Source organism: Nocardioides litoris, assembly GCF_006346315.1.
GTDB lineage: Bacteria > Actinomycetota > Actinomycetes > Propionibacteriales > Nocardioidaceae > Nocardioides > Nocardioides litoris.
In genome coordinates, this window is record NZ_VDMR01000003.1 from 383,505 (window position 1) to 408,696 (window position 25,192).

Below are 25,192 nucleotides of genomic sequence, written 5' to 3' on the forward strand. Positions count from 1 at the left end.
TCAGGACTCCGTCCGGGCGAACTGGGGGTGGATGAGGCCCATGCACGAGAACGCGAGGCCCTCGACCTCCTCGACGGGCACGCCGCGCTGGGTGGCGAGCAGCTCGACGTGGCCGAGCTCGTCGCGCCGGTCGGGGCGCACCAGCACGCGCCAGGGCACCCGACGCAGCAGCACGCGGGTCGTCTCGCCGACGCCGGGCTTGACCAGGTTGACGTCGCCGATGCCGTACGCCGTGCTGACCTGCTCGACGGCGGCCCAGCCCGACCAGGTGGGCGACCGGTCGGTGGCGAGCAGGCGCGCGGCCTCGGCCCGGGCCTCCTCGGCGACGTCGTCGAAGCACGCCTCGACGGTCTCGACGTAGCGCATCGACACGTCGGCCGGGGCGAGCTCGGCGTAGAACTTCGCGCCGTGGAAGTCGTCGGGGCCGATGAGGGTGTCGTTGAGGACGGTGCGCGAGACCAGGCCCGAGACGGTGGAGTTGAGGCAGGCCGAGGGGATGAGGAAGTCGTCGCGGGTGCCGAAGACGTCGGTGCTGCTGCCGGGGTCGGCGAGCACGGCGAGCGACGGGTCGAAGCGCAGCCCGAGCGTCTCCTCGACCTCCGCGCAGGCGGCGGTGAGCTCGCGGGAGATCGCGCCCTTGCCGGTCCAGCCGTCGACGAACACGACGTCGGCCGGGTCGTGGTGGGCGGCCAGGTGGCGCAGCGCGACCGTGTCGAGGCCGCGGCCGCGCACGATCGACATCGTGTAGTGCGGCAGCCCGGCTCCCCCGCCCAGACCGAGGCGGGCGGCGTACCGGCGCAGGAGGATGCCGATCGGGGTGCCGGCGCGGGCGAGCGAGACGAGCACGGCGTCCGGGCCCCGGAGCTCGACGACGAGGTGCACGAGGGTGGCCGCCGCGAGCGCGACCCGGCGGGCCTGGTCGGCCAGCGCGCGGTCGAAGAGCGCGTAGTACTCCTCGCTGGGCTGGTACTCCACCGGCAGCGACTCGGCGTAGTGGGCGCGCCCGGCCTGGATGGCCTCCTCGCGCTCCTCGACCGGCGCCTCGAGCTGGGCGTGGCTGAGGTCGGTGAGCAGCCAGGTCACGTCGTCGGCGGGGTAGGACCCGAAGGCCGGCCCGTGCAGCGGGGTCGCACCCACGTCGCTCACGCCCCCACCCGGACCACGACGAGCCGGTCGGTCAGCGTGCGGAGCCCGGCCCGCAGGTCGGCGGCGCCACCCTCGTCGGGCGGCGGCGTCGCCGCGTCGACCACGAGCACGACGGCGTCGAAGCGGCCGGGCTCGAGGTTGTAGGCGAACCGGGGCTTGTCGTCGTCGGCCCCGTCGTGCGCGGCGAACCTGAGTCCGTGGCGCACGGCGTACGCCGGGTCGTCGCGCACCACGACCGGCGAGCGGGTCGTGGAGGACACGGTGACCTCGACGGCCGGCCGAGCCGCCTCGAGCGCCTCGCCGAGGCGCAGCGGGAGGTACACCAGCTCCTCGCTGCCGAGGACGTGCACCCGGCGCGCCCCCGCCACCAGGTCGCCGACCTCGGCGGCGAGGTCGGCCACCGCGACCTCGAACCCGGCTGCGTCGGTCGCCCCCAGTCCGTGCCGACCGCCGGTCGGCACCCCCGCCGGCCAGGCGTACGCCGCCACCGACTCGGCCGCGCGGTCCGGTCCTGTCGGCCCGGCCTCGCCCGGCCCACCGGCGGAGACCGCGGCACGGACCTCCTCGTCGGGCTCGTGGTGGGTGCGCACCTCGCCCTGGAGCAGCGAGACGAACGTGATGCTGGTGCCGAGCTCGGCCGCGACCAGCTCGGCGGTGGTGCGGGCATCGTCGGGCCTCAGGTCGACCAGCGCCGCCACGACGTAGGCAGGGCGGGCGGAGATGGCGTGCAGCTCGCGGACCGTGTTGAGGATGGTGCGGCCCGTGGTCAGCTCGTCGTCGACGAGCACGAGCGGGCCGGTGCCCTGCAGCAGCGCGGGGTCGCGCGGCTGGAGCCGGTGGGTGGTGGCGTGGCTGTGCTCCTCCTCGAAGCTCAGCGCCGACCAGCCGGGCCGCCGGGTCGAGTGGATCGCGGTCGCGCCGAGGCGGTCGGCCACCAGGTGGCCCAGGCCGGTCGCGGTCTCGGCGTACCCCAGGACGAGCTCGGCGCGGGCGCCGTCGAGGGCCTCCTCGACGAGCGCGCCGAGGTCGGAGCCGTGCCGGCGGGCGACCGACGGCGCGAGCGGCACGTGCTTGGCGAGCACCTGGCTCACCACGAGGTGGACCCGGCGCGGGTTGCGGCGCACGGCCAGGCCGACGAGCTCCTCGACGGGCGCGCTGCCCTCGCGGGTGACCAGCTCGACGCCGGCGTGGGCGCACACCCACTCCCCCGACCACGTCGTCGACGGCGTCACAGGGCGTCGCCCTCGTGGGTCGCGGCGGCCAGCAGGTCGACGAAGGTGACCTCGGGCGCGGCGACGCCGAACACCTCGGCGCGCAGCATCAGCCGGTGGGCCCAGGCCAGGTGGGGGTTGGCCTCGTTCATCTTGTTGCGGTAGCTCGACCGGGTCACGCCCCCGCCGCCCTCCTTGGCCGACAGCACGCCCTGGGCGTCGTCGAACTCCTCGTGCGAGACCACCGACAGCGCGTGCACGACCGGCACGTGGCTGGGGTGGATGACGGTCTTGCCGACCAGCCCGTTGGCCCGGTCGAGCAGCACCTCGCGGATCAGGCCGTCGAGGTCGCGGGCCAGCAGCCGCGCCCGCAGCTCGCGGTCGTCGCGGCGGCGCGCGAACGGCGCCTCGCGCAGCAGCGGCTTGAGCAGCCGGTCGGGGGAGGTGAAGTACTCCCAGACCGGTCCGGTCACCGCGTGCCCGCCCGGGCGCCCGAGCACGTTGACGACGTCGGCCACGGCGCCGGCGACCAGCCGGACGTCGTACATCGTGAGGTCGCGGGGGCGGCGCAGGGCGAAGACCGAGGACATGTCGGTGGCGCCGATGCGCACCGCCAGCACCCGGTCGGCGTGCTTGGCCAGCAGCGCCCGCATGCCGAGCAGCTCCTCGACGCGGGTCTCGCGGTACATCACCTCGGGCGTCTCGACGACCGGCATCACCAGCACCCGGCGGCCCACCGTGGTCTCGACGTCGCTCACCGCGTCGAGGAACTCCGGCCCGCGCTCGGTGGAGAACTTCGGCAGCACGAACCCGTCGATCACGTCGGCGGCCTCGCCCATCAGCCCGGCGAGGCGGGCCGGCTGGTCGGCGCTGCGCACCCGCACGAACAGCAGCGGCAGGTCGTCGCGGCCGCGCAGGCGCGCGAGCTGGTCGGCGACGTGGGTGACGGCGAACTCGACGGCACCGTCGGGGATCGAGTCCTCCAGGCACACCACGCAGCTGCTGACCCCGCGGCCGGCGACCCGGAGCACGTCGGCCGCCAGCTCCTCGCGCGTGGCCGGGATGTAGAGGGTGGCGCCGAGGCCGTGGGCGAGCAGCTCGAGCGGGGCCTCGCGGCTGATCTCGGCCGGCTCGACGTGGAAGAGCTCGGCCCGGTCGGCCGGGTCGAGGAAGTGGAACTGGCGCACGCCGCTGTCCGCTCTGCTGGGGGGTCTTCGGGGGGTGGGACTCCAGCCGTCGGAGGGCGGTCGGGCGGGGTCCGGGACAGGATAGGCCGCTGAGGTGTCGCCGAAACCTCAGGTGGATAGCCTGCTCGCGACCACCGCAGTGCCCATCCCGTGAGCCCCGAGGAGCCCCCATGCCCGTGTCCCTGACCAAGGGCGGCAACGTCAGCCTGACCAAGATCGCGCCGTCGCTGCAGTCGGTGCGCATCGGCCTCGGGTGGGACGCCCGCACCACCGACGGCACGCCGTTCGACCTCGACGCCACCGCCCTGGTGTGCGGCCCCGGCGACCGGGTGCTCTCCGACCAGCACTTCATCTTCTACAACAACCTGGCCTCTCCCGAGGGCACCGTGCGCCACACCGGCGACATCCGCGACGGCGCGGTCGCCGGCGACGACGAGGTGCTCGAGGTCGCGCTGTCGCAGCTGACCCCCCAGACCGACAAGGTCGTCTTCAGCGCGACCATCCACGACGCCGACTCCCGCGGCCAGAACTTCGGCCAGGTCAAGAACGCCTACATCCGCGTCCTCGACATCGCCACCAACGAGGAGCTCGCCCGCTACGACCTCAGCGAGGACGCCTCCACCGAGACCGCCATGGTCTTCGGCGAGCTCTACCGCCACGGCGCGGAGTGGAAGTTCCGCGCCATCGGCCAGGGCTACGCCTCCGGCCTGCAGGGCATCATCACGACGTACGGCGTGACCCTGGCCTGAGCGCTGCGGCCACCACACGGTCGTCGGGGAGGTTCCGCCACCGCCGTGGGGGCACGGTGGTCGAAGCGGTTCCGCCACCACCGCGGGCGCACGGTGGTCGAGGAGGTTCCGCTGGGGACCGTCTCGAGACCACGCAACCGCCACCGCCCGTCAAGCGCCAGCCGCTGCGGTCCCGTGGTCTCGGGACAGGCCGCCAGGCGGCCTACCTCGACCACCGTGCGGCCGGTCAGGCGGAGCGGAAGCGGTCGACCTGCGCCTTGACGGCCTCGGTGATGCGGTCGGCCTCGCGGGCCAGGCCCCAGTAGTCCGGGTGGGTGCCGCGCAGGCCGGAGCGGAGGCCGTCGAGGCGGACGGCGAGCGCGTCGAGCTCGCGCGCGACCTGCTGCCCGACGGGCTTGGGGGTCTGGGTGACCATCATCTGGGCGTCGCGCAGCCGGAAGCGGGTCTTCTTGAGGACATCCTCCGGGTCGGCCTTGACCTCGCGGAGCCGGTGCAGCCGGTCGCCCGGCCCGCCCACCCGGGCCTTGGCGGCGTCGGCCGCCGCCCGGGCCTCGTCGAGCAGCCGCAGCGGCAGGCCCCAGTCGGCGCCGGCCGCGACGAGCCGGTCGAAGTCGGCGAGCTTGGCCCGCGCGGTGGCGAGGTCGGCACGCACGGCGTCCTCGTCGGTGTCGAGGTCGGCGAAGTTGGCCAGGCTGAACTCGCGTCGCAGGGTCGCGAGGTCCTCCCGCATCCGCGGCATCCTGGACTCGACGCTCTCGGCCACGGTGCGCAGCGAGGTGCGCCGCGTGGTCGCCCTGGCGATCCGGTCGGGCAGCTCGGTGGCCAGCCGCTCGGCCTCGGCGGCGAGGGTCTCGAGCTCGCCGACGGCCGCGTCGAGGGCCGGGGCGCCGGCGGCCGGCTGCCACTCCGAGGCCGTGGTGGCGGCCGCGCGGGTGCGGCGCAGCACGTCGTTGAGCTCGGGCACCTCGACGCCGGTCTCGCGCAGCGTGCGGGCCGCCGCCGCGACGCGCTGGGTGAGTGCGGTCGCCCGCTCCCTGGCCTCCCGGGCGCGCTGCACGGCGTTGCCGATGCGGGTCAGGTCGGCGTCGTAGTCGAGCACCACTTGGTCGAGCGCCTCGGCGGTCCTGGCCAGCTTGGGCCCCACCTCGGCGTACGCCCGGTGGGCGGCGCCGAGCGCGCGCTGGTCGAGCGTCTCGTCGAAGGGGTGCCGGTCGAGGACCGAGAGGTACTCGGTGATCAGCTGCTCGGCCTCGCGGTCGAGGATCCGGAAGCGCGGCACCAGCCCCGACGCCCCGGCCCGCTCGGGCAGGTAGGCCTGGAAGCTCTCCACCATCCCGCGGACCGTGCGCTGGGACTGGTCGAGGTGGCGGAAGTCCTCCATGAGCTGGTCGAGCGCGTTCTGCGTCGCCTCCAGCTGCGACGCGGGGGGACGGCTCGGCACGTGCTCATCCTAGGAGGCCGGACGAGCGACGGCCCGCCACCCCGAGCGGGGTGACGGGCCGTCGACGACGTGCGTGAGGGGCAGCGCTAGACGTGCACCACGTGCTCCTCGTCGCGGTGCGTCTTGTTGTAGCGGATGCTCGACCACAGGGCCGCCGCCACGAAGGCGACGCCGATGAGGCCGGTGACGACCTCGGGGATGTGCGGGCCCACGCTGACGAAGAGCAGCAGCGCGAGCGCGCCGATCGCCCAGTGGGCGCCGTGCTCGAGGTAGACGTACTCGCTCAGCGTCCCCTGGTGGACCAGGTAGATGGTGATCGAGCGGACGTAGAACGCCCCGACACCCAGACCGATCGCGATGATGATCGGGTCGGTGGTGATGGCGAACGCGCCGATGACCCCGTCGAAGCTGAACGAGGCGTCGAGCAGCTCCAGGTAGAGGAACAGCGAGAACGCCGCCTTGCCGGTGGCCTTGACGACCTGGCCGGTCGCGCGGGCGCGCTCGGCCTCGTCGCTCTCGTCGTCGTCCTCGAACCCGCCGTCGAAGAAGTCACCGAGCCCGCCGACGAGCAGGTAGAGGATCATCCCGAACACGCCGGCGAGCAGCAGCTGGTCGGCCTCCTCGGGGAAGATCCGCGAGAAGGCGAACAGCCACACCAGCGCGACCAGCGAGGTGATCGCCGGGAACGCCGCCGCCTTGGCCAGCGGCCGCTCGATCGGTCCCAGCCAGTGGTGCTCCTTGTCCTCGTCGAAGACGAAGTCGAGGAAGATCATCAGCAGGAACATGCCGCCGAACGCTGCGATCAGCGGGTGGGCGTCGTTGAGGATCGCGGCGTACGACGTCGGGTCGCTCTCGGGCCGACGCTCCAGGGCGAGCTCCCACGCCTGCAGCGGCGTCAGGTCGGCCGTCACGAAGACGATGACCAGCGGGAACAGCAGGCGCATGCCGAAGACGGCGATGAGGATGCCGACGGTCAAGAAGATCTTGACCCAGAACTCCGACATCCGGTTGAGGACCTTCGCGTTGACCACCGCGTTGTCGAAGGACAGCGACACCTCGAGCACGATCAGGATGGCCACGATCGCCACGGCGGCGGTGCCGTCGTAGAAGAACGCGATGACGAGCCCGATCAGGGTGATCAGGAAAGACCACTTCAGGGTCTTCAACAACTGCATGGGTTCAGCTCAGCTCAGGTCCGGAGGGAGACCGACGCGGGTGCGCGTCGGTCAGAGGTTGACGCCGTAGTCGCGCACGATGCCCGCGAGGCCCGAGGCGTAGCCCTGGCCGATGGCGCGGAACTTCCACTCCGCGGCGTTGCGGTAGAGCTCGCCGAAGACCATGGCGGTCTCGCTCGAGGCGTCCTCGGAGAGGTCGTAGCGGGCGAGCTCGGTGCCGTTGTCGGCGTTGACGACGCGGATGAAGGCACCGGTGACCTGGCCGAAGTTCTGGCCGCGGGCGTCGGCCTGGTCGATCGAGACCGCGAAGACGACCTTGTCGACGTCGGCGCCCATGCCACCGAGGTTGACCTCGACGACCTCGTCGTCGCCCTCGCCCTCGCCGGTGCGGTTGTCGCCCTGGTGGACCACGAAGCCGTCGGGCGAGGTGAGGTTGTTGTAGAACACGAAGTGCTGGTCGGTGACGACCTTGCCCTCGGCGTTGCACGACAGCGCCGACGCGTCGAGGTCGAAGTCCTGACCGGTGGTGGTGCGGACGTCCCAGCCCAGACCGACGAGCACCTTGTTGAGACCGGAGGGCCCGGCCTCCTTGGTCAGGGAGACGTTCCCGCCCTTGGACAAGCTGACGACCATGTCGACTTCCTCTTTCGCTCGGGGGTCGGGCACGCCGGTGCGCGCCCGGAGTGGAGAGTGCGTGCGCGGCAACCCTAACGGAGCCGCTCAGGTGGTTCGATGACCCGCATGGGCATCCTCCGCCAGCCTCCGGTCCCCGACGGCTTCACCGGCACCCGCCTGGGCGTGTGCAACCTCTGCGAGGCCATCTGCGGCCTGCGCCTGACCCTCGAGGACGGCGTCGTCACCGGCGTCCGCGGCAACCCCGACGACCCGCTCTCGCGGGGCTACGTCTGCCCCAAGGGCGTCGCCCTGGCCGACGTGTACGCCGACCCCGACCGCCTGCGCCGGCCGGTGCGCCGCACCGACGACGGGTGGGTGGAGATCGGCTGGGACGAGGCGCTCGACCTGGTGGCCGACCGGCTCGCCGCGACCATCACCGAGCACGGCGCCGACGCGGTCGGCCTGTACTCCGGCAACCCCAACGCGCACTCGCTCGGCTTCGGCACCCACGGCGCGACGTTCATCAAGGCGCTGGGCACCCGCAGCCGCTTCAGCGCCTCCTCGGTCGACCAGGTGCCGCAGCAGCTGGCGGCCTGGCAGCTGTTCGGCCACCAGCTGATGATCCCGGTCGCCGACATCGACCGGACGTCGTTCCTCCTCGTCGTCGGGGCCAACCCGATGGCCTCCAACGGCTCGCTGATGACCGTGCCCGACTTCCCGCAGCGGGTGCGCGACCTGCACGCCCGCGACGGCCGGATGGTCGTGCTCGACCCGCGCCGCACCGAGACGGCCAAGGTGGCCGACGAGCACCACTTCGTCCGCCCCGGCACCGACGCCCCCGTGCTGCTGGCGATGGTGCGCACCCTGCTCGCCGAGGGCCTGGCCGCGCCGCCGGCGTACGTCGACGGGCTGGAGCGCCTGGCCGAGCTGGTCGAGCCGTTCACCCCCGAGCGGGCCGAGGCGGTCTCGGGCGTGCCCGCCGAGGTCACCCGGCGGCTGGCGCGCGAGCTCGTCGCCGCCGACGCGGGCGCGGTCTACGGCCGGATGGGCGTGACCACCCAGGACTTCGGCACGCTGTGCTCCTGGGCCATCGACGTGCTCAACCTGCTCTCCGGCCACTTCGACTCCCCCGGCGGCGTGATGTTCCCGGAGCCGGCGATCGACCTGGTCGAGCTGCAGGGCCCGGGCCGCCACGGCCGCTGGCACAGCCGGGTGCGCGGCATCGCCGAGTACGCCGGGGAGCTGCCCGCCGCGGTGATGGCCGAGGAGATGACCGAGCCGGGCGAGGGCCGGCTGCGCGCGATGGTCACGGTCGCCGGCAACCCGGTGCTCTCGACGCCCGACGGGCGGGCGCTGGCCGAGGCTCTCGACGGGCTCGACTTCATGGTCGCCATCGACATCTACCTCAACGAGACCACCCGGCACGCCGACGTCGTGCTGCCCCCGACCAGCGCCCTCGAGCGCGACCAGTACGACCTGGTCTTCCACGGCTTCGCCGTCCGCAACACCGCCCGCTGGACCCCGGCGGTGCACGCCAGGGGCGACGACCAGCGCCACGACTGGGAGGTCTTCGCCGCCCTGGCGACCCGGGTCGCCGACCGGTTGGGCACGCCGCTCGACGACGCGACCGCCGGCCGGCTGGCGGCCGACCCGGCCGACCTGGTCGAGCTGCTCCTCGACGCGGGCGGGCGCACGACGGCGGCGGAGGTGCTCGCGCACCCCGAAGGCGTCGACCTCGGCCCGCTGCGCCCGACCATGCCCGGCCGGCTGCGCACGCCCGAGCAGCGCATCGACGTGGTGCCCGCGCTCGTCGTCGACGACCTGCCGCGGCTCGAGGCCTGGCTGGCCGGCGCCGCGTCGGCCGCGTCCGACGGTGACGAGCTGCTGCTCATCGGCCGCCGCCACAAGCAGGACTGCAACTCCTGGTTGCACAACACGACCCGGCTCACGCGTGGCCGCCCGCGCCACCACCTGCTCATGCACCCCGACGACCTCGCCGCCCGCGGGCTGTCCGACGGCGAGCGGGTCGAGGTGCGCTCACGGGTCGGGGCGGTCGAGGTGGAGGTGACCGGGGCCGACGACATGATGCCGGGCGTCGTCTCCCTCCCCCACGGCTACGGCCACCAGGTCGAGGGCACCCGCCTCGGGCACGCGAGCACCGTGCCGGGGGTCTCGATCAACGACCTCACCGACCCCGCGCGTCTCGACGTGTCGGGCAACGCCGCTTTCAGCGGCACCCCGGTGACCGTCGGGGCCCTCAGCCGACCGTGACCGGGTGCCGCACGACGGCGTCGAAGAAGTAGCCCTGCGTGTTGTACGGCGACACGTCGGGCTGGGTGCGGCCGTCACGGTCGGTCGCCCGGGCCAGCAGGGTGTAGGACCCGGCGGCGGGCCGCGCCCAGCGGACCGACCAGCGGGTCCAGCCGAACCCGCGGTCGCCGCGGTCGCGGTCAGGGCCGCCCTTGCCCTCGTCGACGAGGTCGGCGCGCCGCCAGGTCGCGCCGCCGTCGAGGCTGACGTCGACCCGCTGGATCGGGGCGGCGCCGCTCCACGACCGGCCGGTCAGGGTGTGGGTGGCGCCGGCGGGCAGCGTGGCAGGGAAGGGCAGCTCCCAGGCCGAGCGGACCGGGTTGACGGTCAGCGGCGGCGAGTCGGCCGGGTAGGACGGGCCGGTGAGCCGGTAGAAGGTCGTGTTCCAGGGCGAGGTGAGCTCGCGGCGGGCGACCTCGAGCGAGCCGAGCCACTTGATGCTGGCGATGCCGACCCAGCCCGGCAGCACGAGCCGCAGCGGGAAGCCGTGGTCGGGCAGCAGGTCCTCGCCGTTGGCACCCCAGGCCAGGATCGCGTCGTCCAGCGCCTTCTCGACCGGGAACGGCCGGCGCACTCGGCCGTAGTCGACGCCGCCGCTGACGAAGGGGGCGTCGAGGCCGGTGGCCTGGATCGAGACCGCGTCGGGCGCGAGGCCGAGCCGGCGGAGCACGTGGCGCAGCCGGGCGCCCTCCCAGGTGACGGTGCCGACCGAGCCGAGCTTCCACGCCGTGCCGCTGGCGGGCTGGCCCTGCTGGCTGCCGAAGAAGCTGCGGCCGTTGCCGGTGCACTCGTGGACCGAGGTCAGGCGGGTGTGCGGCAGCGCCTTCAGGTCGCGCAACGACAGGCTCAGCGCCTCGGCCTCGGAGCGGGGCCCGGCGAGGCCGTCGCCGAAGACCCGCGCAGCGCGTACGTCGTCGGGTCGATGGTCGGGGTGGAGGTGTGGTTGCGGACGAACAGGTCGGCCTGCGACGTCGCGAAGCGGCGCGGGTCGACCGAGTCCCACCGCATCTCGGCGTTGGTGCCGTAGTCGTAGAAGCGCGAGGCAGGCACTGGCTTGACGATCGAGGGCGCACCGGCCGCGGCCGGGCTGCTCGCGGTGGCGACGAGACCGGCGGCGGCCGGGGCCGCGACGGCGGTGGTGAGGACGGTCCGGCGGGTCGCTGCGGTGCGGGTCGACATGGGCCGACCCTAACAGCACAATCTCAGGTGACTTAGGCGCCCTGCTCGAGCACGGCGAGCACGGCCTCCCGGGCGGCGGCCGGGTCGACGGCCGCGAGGGCCGCCTCGGCGGCCTCCTCGCAGGCGTCGTGGCTGGTCGTGGCGAGCCGCGCGCCGACCGCCCGCACGGCCGCCGGCGCCATCGACAGCGAGGTGATGCCCATGCCGACCAGGACGCAGGCCAGCAGCGGGTCGGCGGCGGCCTCGCCGCACACACCGACCGGCTTGCCCACCTGACGACCGGCCTCGGCCGTGATCGCGACGAGCTGCAGGACGGCGGGCTGCCAGGGGTCGGTCAGGTGGGCCAGCGTGGTGGCCATCCGGTCGGCCGCCATCGTGTACTGCGTGAGGTCGTTGGTGCCGATGGACAGGAAGTCGACCACCTCGAGCAGGCGGTGGGCCAGCAGCGCCGCCGAGGGCACCTCGACCATGACGCCCGGCTTGAGCCCACGGGCGCGGACGGCCTCGGCGAACTCCGCCCCCTCGGCGACCGTGGCCACCATCGGGGCCATCACCCAGGTCTCGGTGCCGGTGCGTCGCGCCGCCTCGGCGATGCCGTCGAGCTGGCGGGCCAGCAGGTCGGGGTTGCCGAAGGACAGGCGCAGACCGCGGACGCCGAGCGCGGGGTTCTCCTCGCCGGGCAGGGTGGCGAAGGCGACGGGCTTGTCGGAGCCGGCGTCGAGGGTGCGGACGACGACGTACCGCTCGCCGTCGCCGGAGCCGTCGCCGGAGCCGTCGCCGGAGAAGGCCCCGAGCACCTCGGCGTAGATGTCGGCCTGCTCCTCCGCGCTCGGCTCGACGTCGCGGTTGAGGAAGCACAGCTCGGTGCGGAAGAGGCCGACGCCCTCGACCGGGGCGTCGGCGGCGCTGCGGGCCGACGGGCCGTCGGCCACGTTGGCGAGGATCTTGACGCGGGTGCCGTCGATGGTGGCGCCGGGGCCGGACCACGACGCGCTGGCCGCCCGCTGCTCGGCGTCGGCCGCCACCCGGGCCCTCGCCGCGTCGGGGTCGGGGTCGACCTCGACCGCGCCCGTGGTGCCGTCGACGAGCAGGGTCGCCCCGTCGGGCAGGTCGAGGACGCCGGCGGCCCCGACGACGCAGGGGATGCCGAGCTGGCGGGCGATGATCGCGGTGTGGCTCGTGGGGCCGCCGCGCTCGGTGACCAGCGCCAGGACGACGGCCGGGTCGAGCCCGGCGGTGTCGGCGGGTGCGAGGTCCTCGGCGACGAGCACCGAGGGCTGCTCCGGCGTGGGCACCCCGGGCTCCGCGGCGCCGACGAGGCGGGCCACCAGGCGGCGCTCGATGTCGCGCAGGTCGGTGGCCCGCTCGGCCATCAACCCGCCCATCGCGGTGAAGGTGCCGACGAACTGCTCGGCCGCGCCGTGGACGGCGTCGAGCAGGGCGTCGCCGCCGTTGACGCGCTTGCGCACCGCCCCGCGCAGGCCGCGGTCGCGCGCCAGCCCGGCACTGGCGACCAGCACCTCGGCCGTCGCCCCGCTCGCGCGCTCGGCCTTCGCCTCGAAGCCCGCCGCCACGGTGGCCGCCGCGTCGTCGTAGGCCGCGAGGGCGGCCTCGGGCGTCGCCGGCTGGACGTAGGCGCTGACGGCGGCCTCGGGCACCTCGCCGCGCGCCAGGACGACGGGCCCGAGGGCGAGGCCGGGGACGACGGGGGTGCCGGACAGGCCGGTGCGCTGGGTGACCACGGGCACACCGTAACGCCTGTGAGGCTTGACACACAACACAAACGGGCGTAGAACAACACAAACAAAGATCGAGGCGAGAGGAGCACCCGGTGTACGCACCCGAACGACTGCAGTCGATGGCCCGCCTGGTCTCCGACCGCCGCCGCGTCTCGGTGACCGACCTCGCCCGCGAGTACGACGTCACCACCGAGACCGTGCGCCGCGACCTCTCGCGGCTCGAGTCCATGGGCCTGGTGCGGCGCGTCCACGGCGGCGCGGTGCCGGCCGACGTCCTGGGCCGGGTCGAGGTCGGCCTCGTCGACCGTGACCGCACCCGGGCCGAGGCCAAGGAACGCGTCGCGGCCGCCGCCCTCGCCCTGCTCCCCCCGGCCGGGTCGACGGTGCTCCTCGACGCCGGCACCACCACGTCGCGGCTCGTCGCGGCCCTGCCGACCGACCTGCGCCTGGTCGTCTTCACCCACGCCGTGCCGGTGGCGGCACGGCTCGCCACCCTGCCCCTCGTCGAGCTGCACCTGCTGCCGGGCCGCGTGCGCAGCGCCACCCAGGCCGCGGTCGGCCACGACACCGTCGACGCCGTCCAGCGGCTGCGGGCCGACGTCGCCTTCGTCGGCACCAACGCCCTGACGACCCGGCACGGCTTCTCCACCCCCGACCCCGACGAGGCCGCCGTCAAGCGCGCCCTGGTCCGGGCCACCGGCCGCACCGTCGTGCTGGCCGACTCCACCAAGATCGGCCAGGAGGCCACGGTGCGCTTCGCCGCCCTCGACGAGGTCGACTGCCTCGTCACCGACGACGGCCTCGCGGCCGACGACCGGAGCCGTCTCGAGGCCGCCGGGCTGGAGGTGCTGGTCGCGTGATCGTCACCCTCACCGCCAACCCCAGCACCGACCGGACGATCCGCCTCGACGGCCCGCTGCGCCGCGGCGCCGTGCAGCGCTCGCTCGACACCACCGACGAGGCCGGCGGCAAGGGCGTGAACATCTCCCGGGCCTGCCTCGCCGCCGACGTCGCCACCACCGCCGTGCTCCCCGCCCGCGCCGACGACCCGTACGTCGCGCGGCTGGCCGCCACGGGCGTGCCGCACCGCCTGGTCGACCTCGACGGGCCGGTGCGGGTCAACATCGCGCTCACCGAGCCCGACGGCACGACGACCAAGCTCAACAGCCCCGGCGCCACCGTCGCCACAGCCGACCTCGACGCCCTCGCCGGCACCCTGCGCGAGCTCGCGGTCGACGCCGAGTGGGTCGTGCTGGCCGGGTCGCTGCCCCCCGGGGCCCGCACCGACTGGTACGCCGACCTGGCCGCCGACCTCCGCGGGCTCGCCCGGGTCGCGGTCGACACCAGCGAGGAGCCGCTGCGCTGCCTCGTCGACCGCCTCGACGCCGGCGGCGCCCCGCACCTGATGAAGCCCAACGGCGAGGAGCTGGCCTCCTTCACCGGCCACGACCCCGACGCCGTCGAGTCCGACCCGGAGCTGGCCGCCGAGGCCGCCCGCACCCTCGTCGAGCGCGGGGTGCGCGAGGTCCTGGCCACCCTCGGCCCGCACGGCGCCGTGCTGGTCAGCGCCGAGGGCGCCTGGCACGCCGCTCCCCCGCCCACCACCGTCGTCAGCACCGTCGGGGCGGGCGACTCCAGCCTGTTCGGCTTCGTCCTCGGCGGCCTCCGCGGCCTCGACCCCGCCGGGCGGCTCGCGCTCGGCGTCGCCTACGGGAGCGCCGCCGCCGCCCTCCCCGGCACCACGATCCCCCGTCCCGACCAGGCCCGGCCCGACCTCGTCGTCGTACGCCGGCTCGGGTCCGGGTCCTGAGCACCACCGCACCGCGCACCGCCACCACCGACCGCTCGACACCCGAGCACGCCACCACGGGAGCACCGATGTCCGACCTCATCACCACCGACCTGGTGCGGCTCGACGCCGCGCTGGGCGCCGAGAAGCACGACGTGATCCGGGCCCTGGCCGACGTCGTCGCCGGCGCCCGCCGCGCCACCGACGTGGGCCGCCTCGTCGACGACGCCTTCGCCCGCGAGGCCAAGTCGGCGACCGGCCTCAAGGACGGCATCGCGATCCCCCACTGCCGCACCACCGGCGTCGAGGTGCCGACCCTGGCCTTCGCCCGGCTCGCCCCGCCGGTGGACTTCGGCGCCAAGGACGGCCCGGCCGACCTGGTCTTCCTCATCGCCGCGCCCGAGGGCGGCGACAACGCGCACCTGCAGATCCTCACCAAGCTGGCCCGCGCGCTGGTCAAGAAGGACTTCACCGACGGCCTGCGCGGCGCCACCTCGGTCGAGGAGGTCGTCGCGCTCGTCACGGCCGTCGTCGAGCCCGCCGCGGCGCCCGTCGGCGCCGGCGCGCCCGTGCGCACCGACAAGGCCCCGGCCGCTGCCCCGGCGGCGGCCCCGGCCCCGGTCACCGCCGGCCGCCTGGTCGCGGTCACCGCGTGCCCCACCGGCATCGCCCACACCTACATGGCCGCCGAGGCCCTCGAGGCCGCCGCCGCGCGCGCCGGCGTCACCATCGACGTCGAGACGCAGGGCTCGGCCGGCTCCACCCCGCTCGGGGCCGAGACCATCGCCGCCGCCGACGCCGTCATCTTCGCCGTCGACGTGGGGGTCCGCGACCGGAGCCGGTTCGCCGGCAAGCCCGTCGTCAGCTCGGGCGTCAAGCGCCCCATCGACGACGGCGACGCCATGATCGCGGAGGCGCTGCGCTACGCCACCGACCCCGGTGCGCCCCGGGTCGAGGGCAGCGCCGACGGCGCGTCGTCGGGCGAGGGTCGCGGCGAGACCACGGAGTCGTGGGGCGCCCGGACCCGCCGCGTCCTGATGACCGGCGTGTCCTACATGATCCCGTTCGTCGCCGCCGGTGGCCTCCTCATCGCCCTCGGCTTCCTGCTCGGCGGCTACGAGATCGTCGGCCCGTACGGCGACATCGCGGTCGACAACACGCTGTTCAACCTGCCCGACCCGGCGGCCCTCGGCCTCGACCACGCGCTCTTCGGCTCCGGCCTCGCGGCCTACCTCGGCGCGCTGTGCTTCATCATCGGCAAGACGGCGTTCATGTTCTTCATCCCGGCCCTGGCCGGCTACATCGCCTACGCCATCGCCGACCGCCCCGGCATCGCCCCCGGCTTCATCGTCGGCGGCCTGGCCGCCAACATCTTCGGGGTGCAGAACAGCGCCGACTCCCCGGTCGCGCTGCCGGCCACCGGCTTCCTCGGCGCCATCGTCGGAGGTGTGCTCGCCGGCCTCGTCGCCCACTGGATCGCCCAGCGTCCCGTGCCGTCGTGGGCCCGCGGCCTCATGCCCGTGCTCGTCATCCCGCTCGTGACCTCGATCGTCGCCGGCCTGCTGATGATCGTCGTCCTCGGCCGGCCCATCGGCTGGCTCATGGACCAGCTCAACACCGGCCTGGCCGACATGAGCGGCAGCTACGCGATCCTGCTCGGCGTCGTGCTCGGCCTGATGATGGCCTTCGACATGGGCGGTCCGCTCAACAAGGTCGCCTACTCCTTCGCCGCCGCGGGCGTCGGCGGCGCCTCGCTGGCCAGCGACGCCCCGCAGCTGAAGATCATGGCCGCGGTGATGCTCGCCGGGATGGTGCCGCCGATCGCCCTGGCCCTGGCCACCGTCCTGCGGCCCAAGCTCTTCAACGTCGCCGAGCGCGAGAACGGCAAGGCCGGCTGGCTGCTGGGGGCGTCGTTCATCACCGAGGGCGCGATCCCCTTCGCTGCGGCCGACCCGCTGCGCGTCATCCCCGCCATCATGCTCGGCAGCGCCGTGACCGGCGGCCTGTCGGAGGCCTTCGGCGTCAGCGTCCGCGCACCACACGGCGGCATCTTCGTCCTCTTCGCCGTCGACGGCGTGCTCGGCTTCCTGGTCGCCCTCGCGGCCGGCGTGGTCGTCGGTGCCGTCGCCGTCATCGCCCTGAAGTCCACCGCCAAGGTGCCCGCGGCCCCTGTGGCAGCCTGACCCCACCCACCCACCAGGAGGATCCATGCCCACCAAGTCCGTCGTCGTCGGCTCCGCCGTCGGCCTGCACGCCCGCCCGGCCGCGATCATCAGCGAGGCGGCCGCCGACCTGGACTCCGAGGTGCTCATCGGCATCCCCGGTGACGAGCCGGTCGACGCCGGGTCGTCGCTGCTGATCATGACCCTCGGCGCCGGCAACGGCGACACGGTCGAGGTCTCCGGCGAGGTCGAGGCCGACGTCGAGGCCATCGCGGCCCTCGTCGCGCGCGACCTCGACGCCGAGTAGCACCCCGAGCAGCACCCGGGGTCCACGCAAGGCCCCCGCAAGACCCGCCGATCGCCCCGACGCCGGTCGCCCGCCCTGCCACACTGGGCAGGTGGCCGGCGTCGAGCACGAGCAGGACGAGCAGCGGCGCGCGGACGCCCGCGAGGCGGCGTACGCGCGACGCGACCGACGGCGCGGCTGGACCTTCTTCGTCGGTCTCGGCCTCGTGCTCGCCGGTCTCGGCATCCTCGGCTGGGTCGGGTGGCAGCTCTACGGCACCAACTGGGTCTCCCAGAAGCGGCAGCAGCAGACCGTCGACCGCCTCGAGCAGGAGTGGGACGGCGGCGGCCAGGGTCGGGAGACGGTGCAGACCGAGCAGGGGCCGGCCCGCGCGATCCTGCGCATCCCCGCCTTCGGCGACGACTTCGCGGTGCCGGTGATGGAGGGGGTCGCCGACGACGCGCTGGCCTCCGGCATCGGTCACTTCGAGGGCACCGCCGGGCCGGGCGAGGTCGGCAACTTCGCCCTCGCCGGCCACCGGGTCACCCACGGCGAGCCGCTGCGCGACATGCCCGACCTGCAGCCGGGGGACGAGGTCGTGGTCGAGACCCGCGACGCGACGTACACCTACGTGCTCGACACCGGGGGCGACGACCTGCGGGTGCCGTTCACCGACGGGTGGGTCGTCGAGCCCGAGCCGGTCAACCCCGACGGCGGGGTGGGGCCGCGGCCCGGCAAGGACCGGCTCATCACGCTGACGACGTGTGCGGAGCTCTTCCACACCGACGACCGGCTGATCGCCTTCGGCCACCTGCAGCGCGTCGACCGGCGCCAGGGCTAGGAGCGCCCCGACCCCTCCTCGTCCCGCAGCATCAGGTAGACGGTGCGCATGCCCACCGCCCGCTCGAGGTGCTCGGTCACCGAGGCGAAGAACCGCGCCCGGTAGGTCTCGTCGGTCACCGCGCTGACGGTGAAGTAGAGGCCGGAGAACGCCGCGAGGAAGAGCGAGACCTTGGTCAGCTGGTAGGAGACGCTGAGGTTGCCGATGTTGTTGATGCCGTCGTCGAGCCCGGTCCAGGCCTCCTGCACCGACGGGGTCATCACGAGCGACCCGAAGACCAGGAAGTAGCAGAACACCGCGACCACGAGCAGCAGCACCTGCACGACCTGGACGACCAGGAGCACGAGGATCAGGTTGGCGCGGTCGTACCCCGTCACCTGGGCGTACGGCGCCGGGTCGGCGCCCCGGGCCAGCAGCCGCTCCGCGGCCGACTCGAGCGGGGTGCCGCGGGTGGTGCGGCGCAGGAAGTCGGCGTCGACGGCGTCGTCGACCCGGTCGACCTCCTCGGGCAGCCGCACGAGCAGGAACACCACGGCCAGCCCCATCAGGAGCAGCACGGTCAGCCACAGCAGGGGCCCGGGCAGGTTGGCCGTCATCTGCCAGGCCTCGGCGTTGATGAACAAGAAGGTGACGAAGACCAGCAGCAGGGGCAGGGCCTGGCTGGTCACCGGCACCAGCAGGCGCAGGCTGCCGAGGGTGCGCGCGCCCGCCCAGCGCACGATCGGGCCGGTGCGCAGCACGGTGAGGGCGTAGACCGCGGCTCCGAGGAGCACGAACGACAGCAGCACGGCCGGAGCGGCGCTGACGTCCTCGGACCACCAGGCGAGCAGCACGCCGGCGGCCAGGGCGAGCAGCGCCACGCCGCCCAGCGGCGGCACGAACCGCCGCGGGCGCAGCCCGGCCCGCACGCCGGCCCGCACGCTCGGCACGAAGTAGGTCAGTCCCTGGCCGAGGAACCAGGTCTCGGCCTGCTCGACCTCGCCGCCCGGAGCCGTGGGCGGCCGGCGGTCGGCTCCCCCGAGCCGGCCGCGCAGTCCGCGCCCGTCGCGGCCGTCGTGCCCCGCGGGGCTCTCAGGCACCGAGGACCTCACGCGCCCGGCGTACGTCGTCGGCCATCTGCTCCACCAGCGCCTCGACGCCCTCGTAGGCGACCATGCCGCGCAGCCGCTCGACGAAGCTCACCTCGACCTCGACGCCGTACAGCGCGAGGTCGGTGCGGTCGAGGACGTAGCTCTCGACGCGCCGCTCCTGGCCGTCGAAGGTCGGGTTGGTGCCGACGCTGATGGCGGCCGGGAAGTCCTCACCGGAGTCGAGGCGGCGCAGCCGGCCGGCGTACACGCCATCGGCGGGCACGGCCCACTCGCCGTCGGCGAGCAGGTTGGCGGTGGGGTAGCCCAGCTCGCGGCCACGCTGGTCCCCGCGCACGACCTCGCCGCGCACGGCGAAGGGGCGGCCGAGGGCCTCGGCGGCACCGGCGACGTCGCCCGCGGCCAGGCAGGTGCGCACGTAGGTGGAGGACCAGACCTGGGGGCCGCCGTCGAGCGCGACGCCCTCGGCGGTGAACCCGGCCTGCTCCCCCGCGGCGACCAGCAGCGCGACGTCACCGGCGGCCCGGCGGCCGAAGCGGAAGTTGGCGCCGACGACGACGGCGCGGGCGCGGAGGGTGTCGACGAGCACGCGCTGCACGAACTCCTCGGGCGTCCACGCCGCGACCTCGAGGTCGAAGGGGAGCGCGAGCACGTGGTCGACGCCGGCCTCGGCGAGCAGCTCGGCCCGCCGCTCGAGGGAGGTGAGGACCGTGGGCGCGTGCTCGGGGCGGAGCACGGCCATCGGGTGCGGGGCGAAGGTGACCGCGACGACGGGGACGCCGAGCTCGTCGGCGCGCTGGCGGGCCCGGGCGGCGACGGCCCGGTGTCCGCGGTGGACGCCGTCGAAGTTGCCGACGGTGACGGCGGTGCCGGAGGCGACCACGTCGCTCGGCACGTCGGCGGGGGCACGCCAGATGGTCACGGGGGCAGCCTAGAGAACGACCGCGGCGTCGCGGGGACCGGTCACCCGACGGGGTGCCGGTCCCCGCGTCGCCACGAGGGGGTCAGCCGGTGACGCGGATCTTGCTGTCGACGGCCGCGAGCACCTCGGGGGTGATCTCGGTGATGCCGTGCGCGGCAGCGGCGTGCTCGGCGACCTGCCCGAGCAGCACGTCCTTGTCGCTCTCGTCGAAGGTCTGGGCGCAGCCGGGCATGACGTCGCCGCAGGCGAGCTGGTACTTCATGGGTCCTCCTCGGGTCGTGGTGCGGTGGGGGGCGGTGCGTTGGGGCGGTGCGGTGGTGCGGTGGTGCGGTGGTGCGGTGGTGCGGTGGTGCGGTGGTGCGGTCAGTCGGGATCGGGGGCCGCGCTCAGCCGGGCGTCGGGCACCCGGACGGCGAACACGGTCGTGTCGTCGTCCTGGTCGACGCCGATCGTGCCGCCGTGCACGACGACGAGGGCGCGGGCGAGGTAGAGGCCGACCGTGGTGCGGATGTCGTCCTCCTCGCGGTCGAAGGGTTCGAACATCGCGTGCAGCTCGGCGGGCTCGATGGGCGCGCCGACGCGGACCACCCGGATCTCGACCCAGGGCTGCACGGTCTCGACCTCGAGCCGGACCTCGCCCGGCGTCGCCCCCGCCTCGTGCGCGGCCTCCCAGAGGTCGCGCAGGATGCGGCCGAACAGCTCGGGGTCGACGCTGACCTCGACGTCCATGCCCTCCCCGCCGATGGTCGCTGGGGGCGGCTGCAGCACCGTGGCGACCTCCTCGACGTGCACCCGGCGGGTCTCGAGGGAGAGCCGGCCGAGCATGGCGGCGGTGAGCAGCTGCACGTCGGTCGCGCGCTCGTCGAGCTGGTCGAGGGCGGACTGCAGCTGGGCGACGATGTCGAGCACGGCCTGACCGTCGCCCGGGGCGTCGCCGAGGAGGCCGACCCACATCTGCGCGACGGCGAGCGGCGAGCGCAGGCCGTGCATGAAGGTCGTCAGGAAGCGGTCGCGCTGGCGGGCGACCTGCGGCGACGGCCGGTTGGTGACCTGGGCTGCGCCCGCCTCGACGAAGGCCCGCACCCAGCGGTCGAGCAGGCCCGGGTCGACGGCCCAGGTGCGCGCGACGACCTCGGCCGGCGTGCCCGCCAGCACCTCGAGGACCGCGCTGACCCGCGGGTCCTGACCTCGATCGCCCATCCCCGACTCCGGTACGGCGCGCGGTCGTCGTTCCCGCGGCTCTCCCATGTCCCCCTCCAAGGAGACCCTAGGTCTCCGAGCGTCCCGAGTTGGCCCGTTCGGGTGGATCGCTCCCGGGGAAGCCCCGAGGATCGTCCGAGTGGTCGGGACCCGTGGCCCGACCGGGCCATGGGCAGCCTAGGGTCAGCCGACGAAGACCGCGAGGGGCTTGGCCCCGTCCGTGGCCCCGGGACCGGCCGGCTGGTAGAGCGCGAGGAACGTCCCGTCGGGGGCGAAGACGGCGGTCGGGCCGGCCACGGCGCGGTCCAGGCGTCGGCCCACGCGCACGTCGGCCTCCTCCCGCTCGTCGAGGTCGAGGGCGGGGAAGGTGGCCCGGGCGGCGTCGGCGATCGGCACCAGGCCGAGCTCGTCGGCGTGCTGCTCGAGGGTGCGGGCAGCGTGGAGGTCGAACGGGCCGACCGCGGTCCGGCGCAGCGCGGTCAGGTGGCCACCCACCCCGAGGTCACGCCCGACGTCACGGGCGATCGCCCGCACGTAGGTGCCGCTGGAGCAGCGCAGGCTGATGTCGACCTCGGGCCCGCGGACCGCGCGGACCTCGAGCGCGTGGATCGTCACCCGGCGTGCGGACAGCTCGACCTGCTCGCCGTCGCGGACCCGCTGGTAGGCCCGCTTGCCGTCGACCTTGATCGCCGAGACGGCCGTGGGGACCTGGTCGACCTCCCCCACGCAGGACGCGAACGCGGCCCGGACGGCGTCCTCGACCAGGTGGTCGGTCGAGGCCCGTGCGAGCACCTCGCCCTCGGCGTCGTCGGTCGTCGTCGCGGCGCCGAGCAGCACCGTGGCGTCGTACGCCTTCTCGGTGAGGAGCAGGTGGCCCAGGAGCCGGGTGGCCCGGTCGACGCCGAGCACCAGCACGCCGGTGGCCATCGGGTCGAGGGTGCCGGCGTGCCCGACCTTGCGGGTCCCGGCGAGCCGCCGCACCCGGGCGACGACGTCGTGGGAGGTGAGGCCGCCGGGCTTGTCGACGACGACCAGCCCGGGCTCGGTCACTCCTGGTCTTCCGCGTCGTCCTCGTCGAGGTCGACGCCGTCGGCCTCGCGGGGCTTCTTGTAGGGGTCGGCCTCGCCGGAGTACGCCGCACCCTCGCGGACGGCGGCGAGCCGGGCGTCGGCCTCGCGGGCCCGCTCCAGCGCGTCGTCGAGCACCTTGGCGGTCTCGGGCAGCGCGTCGGGCACGAAGGTCAGCGACGGCGCGTGCCGCATGCCGAGCTGCTTGGCGACCTCGGAGCGGATCAGCCCCTTGGCCGACTCCAGCGCCGCCCCGGTCGAGGCCAGGTCGGCCTGGTCGTCGGGGTGGTTGCCGAGCACGGTGTAGAAGATCGTCGCCTGCTGGCTGTCGCCGGTGACCCGCACGTCGGTCACGGTGACGAACCCCAGCCGCGGGTCCTTGATCCGCCGCTCGAGCATCTCGGCCACGATCACCTGGATCCGGTCGGCGATCTTGCGCACGCGGGGGCTGCTCATGCCTGGTCGTTCCTCGTCCTCGCCGGCTGGCGTCCTGGGGGCGGGTGGTTCTCGGGGGGCGGACCCGCGGCGCCCCCGGAGACCGGGGGCGCCGCAGGTACGAGGGCGTCAGCCCCGGGGGATCTCGCGCATCTCGAAGGCCTCCACGACATCGCCTTCCTTGATGTCCTGGAAGTTGCGCAGCACCAGACCGCACTCGAAGCCCTCGCGGACCTCGGACGCGTCGTCCTTCTCCCGCTTGAGCGAGAGCAGGTCGAGGTTGTCGGCGATGACGTTGCTGTCGCGGATGACCCGGACCTTGGCGTTGCGCCGGATCGAGCCGCTCGTGACCATGCAACCGGCGATGTTGCCGACCTTGGAGCTGCGGAAGATCGCGCGGATCTCCGCCTGGCCCAGGGTGGCCTCCTCGTACTCCGGCTTGAGCATGCCCTTCAGGGCCGCCTCGATCTCGTCGATGGCCTGGTAGATGACCGAGTAGTACCGGATCTCCACGCCCTCCTTGTCGGCCATCTCGGTCGCCTTGCCCTGCGGGCGGACGTTGAAGCCGATGATGATCGCGTCGGAGGCGGCGGCCAGGTCGACGTTGGTCTCGGTGATCGCACCGACACCGCGGTCGATGACCCGGATGCCGACCTCGTCGCCGACGTCGATCTGCGACAGCGCGTCCTCAAGGGCCTCGACCGAACCGGACACGTCGCCCTTGAGGATCAGGTTGAGCTCCTGGCTCGAACCCTGCTCCATGGACTTCATGAAGTCCTCGAGCGTCCGGCGGACGCGGCGCTTGGCCTGCATGGCCGCCCGCTCGCGGGCCTCGCGCTTCTCGGCGATCTGGCGGGCCATCCGGTCGTCGTCGACGACCAGGAAGTTCTGGCCCGCGCCGGGCACCGAGGAGAGACCGAGGACCATCGCGGGACGACCGGGGTCGGCCTCGGTGATCTCGTGGCCGTGCTCGTCGAGCATCGCGCGGACGCGGCCGTGGGCCGGACCGGCGACGATCGAGTCGCCCACGCGCAGCGTGCCGCGCTGGACCAGGATCGTGGCCGTCGGGCCGCGACCGCGGTCGAGGTGCGCCTCGACGACGAGGCCCTGCGCGTCCTGCGTGGGGTTGGCCCGCAGGTCGAGCGAGGCGTCGGCGGTGAGGACGACGGCCTCGAGCAGCTTGTCGAGGTTGAGCTCGGACTTGGCCGAGACGTCGACGAACATCGAGTCGCCGCCGTACTCCTCGGGCACCAGGCCGTACTCGGTCAGCTGCCCGCGGACCTTGGTCGGGTCGGAGTCGGGCTTGTCGATCTTGTTGACCGCCACGACGATCGGGACACCGGCGGCCTTGGCGTGGTTGAGCGCCTCGACCGTCTGCGGCATGACACCGTCGTCGGCCGCGACCACCAGGATCGCGATGTCGGTGGCCTGCGCACCACGGGCACGCATGGCGGTGAACGCCTCGTGACCGGGGGTGTCGATCAGGGTGATCCGACGCTCGTCACCGTCGACGTCGGTGGCCACCTGGTAGGCACCGATGTGCTGGGTGATGCCACCGGCCTCCTTGTCGACGACGTTGGCGCCACGCAGGGCGTCGAGGAGCTTGGTCTTGCCGTGGTCGACGTGACCCATGACCGTCACGACGGGCGGCCGGACGACCAGGTCGGACTCGTCACCCTCGTCGGAGCCGAACTCGATGTCGAAGGACTCGAGGAGCTCGCGGTCCTCGTCCTCGGGCGAGACGACCTCGACGACGTAGTTGAGCTCCTCGCCCAGCAGCTCGAGCGTCGCGTCGTTGACCGACTCGGTCGCGGTGACCATCTCACCGAGGTGGAACAGCATCTGCACCAGCTGGGCGGCGTCGACGCCGGCCTTCTCGGCGAAGTCGGTCAGCGAGGCGCCCCGGGCGAGACGCAGGGTCTCGCCGTTGCCCTTGCGGACCCGCATGCCGCCGAGGGTCGGGGCCTCCATGGCCTCGAACTCTTGACGACGCGCGCGCTTCGACTTGCGGCCACGACGGGAGGGACCGCCGGGACGACCGAACGCACCCTGGGTCTGGCCACGCTGGCCGGGACGGCCACCGCCGCCGGGACGGCCGGCGAACCCGCCGCCACCGGGACGACCGGGAGCGCCACCGGGACCACCGCGACCCGGAGCACCGGGGCGACCGGGAGCGCCCGGACGACCGGGCCCGCCCGGGCCGGCGGGACGACCGCCGGGACCGCGGCCGAAGGCGGCCGGGGACTTGGGCATCATCGCCGGGTTGGGACGCGGCATGCCCGGACGCGGGGCCGCACCGTCGCGACCGGCGGGCGGACGCGGCGGACGGTTCTCCTCGGAGCCGCCGGCGCCGGGGGCACCGGCGTCGGGACGCGGGGCGGCGGGACGCCGACCCATGCCCTGGCTGGAGCTGAACGGGTTGTTGCCGGGCCGCGGCGTGCCGCCGGGGCGACCGACAGGACGCGGCGCGGGGGCCTTGGGCGCGGGCGCCTTCGGCGTCGCGCCACCGGCGGGACCGGCCTTGGCAGCCGGGGCCTGCTCGGCCGGGCTGGCCGGAGCAGGGGCGGCCGGGGCGGGGGCCGCCGGGGTGGGGGCAGCCGGCGCGGGAGCAGCCGCGGCGGGCGCGGCGGGCGCGGCGGGCGCGGCGGGC

At 74.3% G+C, this 25,192-nt stretch carries 23 protein-coding genes; 7 read left to right on the forward strand and 16 right to left on the reverse strand.

Annotation, left to right across the window (positions count from 1 at the left end; all coding sequences use genetic code 11):
- The 3 genes from FJQ57_RS23000 to FJQ57_RS14010 are packed head-to-tail and all read right to left on the reverse strand — an operon-like array spanning window position 1 to window position 3,544.
- A complete protein-coding gene (locus FJQ57_RS23000) occupies window positions 1-1,146 on the reverse strand; it encodes a cysteine protease StiP family protein (RefSeq protein WP_211348925.1) in 1,146 nt (381 codons plus the stop codon).
- Complete coding sequence (locus FJQ57_RS23005) at window positions 1,143-2,378, reverse strand: phosphoribosyltransferase family protein (RefSeq protein WP_211348926.1); 1,236 nt, start codon at window positions 2,376-2,378, stop codon at window positions 1,143-1,145. Before FJQ57_RS23005 ends, FJQ57_RS23000 begins: the two co-directional genes overlap by 4 nt.
- Window positions 2,375-3,544 carry an HpcH/HpaI aldolase/citrate lyase family protein gene (locus FJQ57_RS14010; RefSeq protein ID WP_139981263.1) on the reverse strand — a complete coding sequence of 390 codons (1,170 nt, stop codon included), beginning with the start codon at window positions 3,542-3,544 and terminating at the stop codon, window positions 2,375-2,377. Before FJQ57_RS14010 ends, FJQ57_RS23005 begins: the two co-directional genes overlap by 4 nt.
- 170 nt (window positions 3,545-3,714) lie before the next feature.
- On the opposite strand from FJQ57_RS14010, the gene FJQ57_RS14015 reads away from it, so the two are divergent.
- A complete protein-coding gene (locus tag FJQ57_RS14015) occupies window positions 3,715-4,293 on the forward strand; it encodes a TerD family protein (protein ID WP_139981265.1) in 579 nt (192 codons plus the stop codon).
- Between the two features lie 226 nt (window positions 4,294-4,519).
- Here the strand turns inward: FJQ57_RS14015 and FJQ57_RS14020 are convergent, their stop codons facing one another.
- The 3 genes from FJQ57_RS14020 to FJQ57_RS14030 all read right to left on the reverse strand — a co-directional run bounded on the left by FJQ57_RS14020 (window position 4,520) and on the right by FJQ57_RS14030 (window position 7,542).
- Window positions 4,520-5,734 carry a hypothetical protein gene (locus tag FJQ57_RS14020; RefSeq protein WP_139981267.1) on the reverse strand — a complete coding sequence of 405 codons (1,215 nt, stop codon included), beginning with the start codon at window positions 5,732-5,734 and terminating at the stop codon, window positions 4,520-4,522.
- 86 nt (window positions 5,735-5,820) lie between these two features.
- On the reverse strand, window positions 5,821-6,909 hold the full coding sequence (locus tag FJQ57_RS14025) for a DUF475 domain-containing protein (protein ID WP_139981269.1): 1,089 nt from the start codon (window positions 6,907-6,909) through the stop codon (window positions 5,821-5,823).
- Between the two features lie 51 nt (window positions 6,910-6,960).
- Entirely contained in the window at window positions 6,961-7,542 is a 582-nt protein-coding gene (locus FJQ57_RS14030; RefSeq protein WP_139981271.1) for a TerD family protein, read from the reverse strand.
- 108 nt (window positions 7,543-7,650) lie between these two features.
- Between FJQ57_RS14030 and FJQ57_RS14035 the strand changes: the two genes are divergently transcribed.
- Complete coding sequence (locus FJQ57_RS14035; protein WP_139981273.1) at window positions 7,651-9,795, forward strand: molybdopterin-dependent oxidoreductase; 2,145 nt, start codon at window positions 7,651-7,653, stop codon at window positions 9,793-9,795.
- Here FJQ57_RS14035 and FJQ57_RS14040 read toward each other — a convergent pair.
- From FJQ57_RS14040 to FJQ57_RS14045, 3 genes are read right to left on the reverse strand one after another with little or no spacing between them, the layout of a single operon-like run.
- Window positions 9,782-10,672: a molybdopterin-dependent oxidoreductase gene (locus tag FJQ57_RS14040; RefSeq protein ID WP_211348927.1), complete on the reverse strand. Its 891-nt coding sequence runs from the start codon at window positions 10,670-10,672 to the stop codon at window positions 9,782-9,784. The genes FJQ57_RS14035 and FJQ57_RS14040 overlap by 14 nt on opposite strands.
- Window positions 10,673-10,680: 8 nt before the next feature.
- Complete coding sequence (locus tag FJQ57_RS23010) at window positions 10,681-11,013, reverse strand: hypothetical protein (protein WP_211348928.1); 333 nt, start codon at window positions 11,011-11,013, stop codon at window positions 10,681-10,683.
- A gap of 32 nt (window positions 11,014-11,045) precedes the next feature.
- On the reverse strand, window positions 11,046-12,755 hold the full coding sequence (locus tag FJQ57_RS14045; protein WP_139981275.1) for a phosphoenolpyruvate--protein phosphotransferase: 1,710 nt from the start codon (window positions 12,753-12,755) through the stop codon (window positions 11,046-11,048).
- Window positions 12,756-12,844: 89 nt separating this feature from the next.
- Between FJQ57_RS14045 and FJQ57_RS14050 the strand changes: the two genes are divergently transcribed.
- The 5 genes from FJQ57_RS14050 to FJQ57_RS14070 all read left to right on the forward strand — a co-directional run bounded on the left by FJQ57_RS14050 (window position 12,845) and on the right by FJQ57_RS14070 (window position 17,830).
- The gene (locus FJQ57_RS14050; protein ID WP_139981277.1) at window positions 12,845-13,612 is read left to right on the forward strand and encodes a DeoR/GlpR family DNA-binding transcription regulator; all 768 of its coding nucleotides are present in this window, start codon (window positions 12,845-12,847) and stop codon (window positions 13,610-13,612) included.
- On the forward strand, window positions 13,609-14,562 hold the full coding sequence (locus FJQ57_RS14055) for a 1-phosphofructokinase family hexose kinase (RefSeq protein ID WP_139981279.1): 954 nt from the start codon (window positions 13,609-13,611) through the stop codon (window positions 14,560-14,562). The genes FJQ57_RS14050 and FJQ57_RS14055 overlap by 4 nt, the downstream gene beginning before the upstream one ends.
- Window positions 14,563-14,630: 68 nt before the next feature.
- The gene (locus tag FJQ57_RS14060; protein ID WP_139981281.1) at window positions 14,631-16,724 is read left to right on the forward strand and encodes a PTS fructose transporter subunit IIABC; all 2,094 of its coding nucleotides are present in this window, start codon (window positions 14,631-14,633) and stop codon (window positions 16,722-16,724) included.
- 25 nt (window positions 16,725-16,749) lie between these two features.
- Window positions 16,750-17,010 (forward strand): HPr family phosphocarrier protein, encoded by a 261-nt coding sequence (locus FJQ57_RS14065; protein WP_139981283.1) that lies wholly within the window; start codon window positions 16,750-16,752, stop codon window positions 17,008-17,010.
- Window positions 17,011-17,101: 91 nt separating this feature from the next.
- On the forward strand, window positions 17,102-17,830 hold the full coding sequence (locus FJQ57_RS14070; RefSeq protein ID WP_139981285.1) for a class E sortase: 729 nt from the start codon (window positions 17,102-17,104) through the stop codon (window positions 17,828-17,830).
- Here the strand turns inward: FJQ57_RS14070 and FJQ57_RS14075 are convergent.
- The 7 genes from FJQ57_RS14075 to infB all read right to left on the reverse strand — a co-directional run.
- Window positions 17,827-18,909, reverse strand: coding sequence for a hypothetical protein (locus FJQ57_RS14075; RefSeq protein WP_211348929.1), 1,083 nt, complete (start codon window positions 18,907-18,909; stop codon window positions 17,827-17,829). The genes FJQ57_RS14070 and FJQ57_RS14075 overlap by 4 nt on opposite strands.
- Window positions 18,902-19,840 (reverse strand): bifunctional riboflavin kinase/FAD synthetase, encoded by a 939-nt coding sequence (locus FJQ57_RS14080; RefSeq protein WP_139981287.1) that lies wholly within the window; start codon window positions 19,838-19,840, stop codon window positions 18,902-18,904. Before FJQ57_RS14080 ends, FJQ57_RS14075 begins: the two co-directional genes overlap by 8 nt.
- An 82-nt stretch (window positions 19,841-19,922) precedes the next feature.
- Entirely contained in the window at window positions 19,923-20,102 is a 180-nt protein-coding gene (locus FJQ57_RS14085) for a DUF1059 domain-containing protein (RefSeq protein ID WP_139981289.1), read from the reverse strand.
- A gap of 101 nt (window positions 20,103-20,203) precedes the next feature.
- Window positions 20,204-21,040 (reverse strand): sensor histidine kinase, encoded by an 837-nt coding sequence (locus FJQ57_RS14090; RefSeq protein WP_139981291.1) that lies wholly within the window; start codon window positions 21,038-21,040, stop codon window positions 20,204-20,206.
- Between the two features lie 183 nt (window positions 21,041-21,223).
- The gene (truB, locus tag FJQ57_RS14095) at window positions 21,224-22,090 is read right to left on the reverse strand and encodes a tRNA pseudouridine(55) synthase TruB (RefSeq protein WP_139981293.1); all 867 of its coding nucleotides are present in this window, start codon (window positions 22,088-22,090) and stop codon (window positions 21,224-21,226) included.
- The gene (gene rbfA / locus FJQ57_RS14100) at window positions 22,087-22,563 is read right to left on the reverse strand and encodes a 30S ribosome-binding factor RbfA (protein WP_139981295.1); all 477 of its coding nucleotides are present in this window, start codon (window positions 22,561-22,563) and stop codon (window positions 22,087-22,089) included. Before rbfA ends, truB begins: the two co-directional genes overlap by 4 nt.
- Window positions 22,564-22,671: 108 nt before the next feature.
- The coding region (infB, locus tag FJQ57_RS14105; protein WP_139981297.1) for a translation initiation factor IF-2 at window positions 22,672-25,192 on the reverse strand (2,521 nt) is incomplete at its 5' end.